The organism is Clostridioides sp. ZZV14-6345 (assembly GCF_020657775.1).
GTDB classification, from domain to species: Bacteria; Bacillota; Clostridia; order Peptostreptococcales; family Peptostreptococcaceae; genus Clostridioides; species Clostridioides difficile_D.
In genome coordinates this window covers 1-1,095 of record NZ_JAGWCX010000151.1, presented here as the reverse complement: position 1 = coordinate 1,095, position 1,095 = coordinate 1, and the positions used below count along the sequence as shown (strand labels likewise).

Here is a 1,095-nt window from a genome sequence, read left to right as displayed (position 1 = left end):
TCTGCACAATGTGCACAGTTTAATCCTCCTAATATAAATTCTTTTTTAATTAGATTATTTGCTTCCATATATATTCACTCCTCTCATTTATCATTTATAAGTCTCTCTAATATGATTTAATCCACAATCAAATATCTGACTTATATGACTATCATCTAATGAGTAATACACTGTCTTTCCTTCTCTTCTAAACTTTACTAACCTAGCCTGCTTTAATACTCTAAGTTGATGAGATATTGCAGAGTGAGTCATATTTAATAAACTCGCTATATCACATACACACATTTCATTTGCAAATAATGCATATAATATCTTTACTCTAGTAGTATCTCCAAATACTTTAAATAATTCTGCTAAATCATATAACATTTCTTCATCTGGCATAGTTGATTTAGCTTCTGTTACTATTTCTTCATGTATTACATTACAATTACAATCATTTATCTCTTCTCTCATTTTTAATCCTCCGTTATTTATAATATATGAATAACTGTTCATATGTTCATTATATGCTATTATTTTTAAGTTTGCAACAATAATTTTTATTTTATTTAATAACAATTAGAATGCACATATTATAAACTTTTTTAATATATATATTATTAGAATAAGTTTTTGTAAACTTTTTTATAGTTTTCTAGGAGGTGCAAGTTTAATATGAGTAACAAGAAAAAAAAGGATTTGGATACTAGTTACATGCCTTACTTAGACCCAGCGAACTATGCAGATTATATTACTAATGAAGAAATTCCCCAAGATGAATTGAGAAATGACCCTCAAATTTCTAATGGTTATACAAAAATACCTAATAACCAGAACACAAATAACCTATATCCTAATAGCGTAAATAATTATCCTAAAAGTAGTAATTCTCCAAACAACTTGCCTAACACAAATAATACATCCGGAAATATGAATTACAATACATCTACTACAAATAATATGCCTAATAATACGTCTAGCAACATGAATAACAATATGGGTATGCCTAATAATATGTCTAACAACATGAATAATAATATGGGTATGCCTAATAATACATCTAGTAACATGAATAATAATATGGGTATGCCTAACAATATGCCTAATAATATG

Annotated in this window: 1 protein-coding gene and 1 pseudogene; one reads left to right on the top strand and one right to left on the bottom strand. The window is 26.8% G+C overall.

Features of this window, described 5'->3' with window-relative positions:
* Positions 1 to 90: 90 nt before the first annotated feature.
* The gene (locus KGF39_RS19370) at positions 91 to 456 is read right to left on the bottom strand and encodes an ArsR/SmtB family transcription factor (RefSeq protein WP_054268993.1); all 366 of its coding nucleotides are present in this window, start codon (positions 454 to 456) and stop codon (positions 91 to 93) included.
* Between the two features lie 201 nt (positions 457 to 657).
* Here KGF39_RS19370 and KGF39_RS19365 point away from each other — a divergent pair.
* Positions 658 to 1,095, top strand: a pseudogene (locus KGF39_RS19365) (hypothetical protein); the annotation flags it as partial.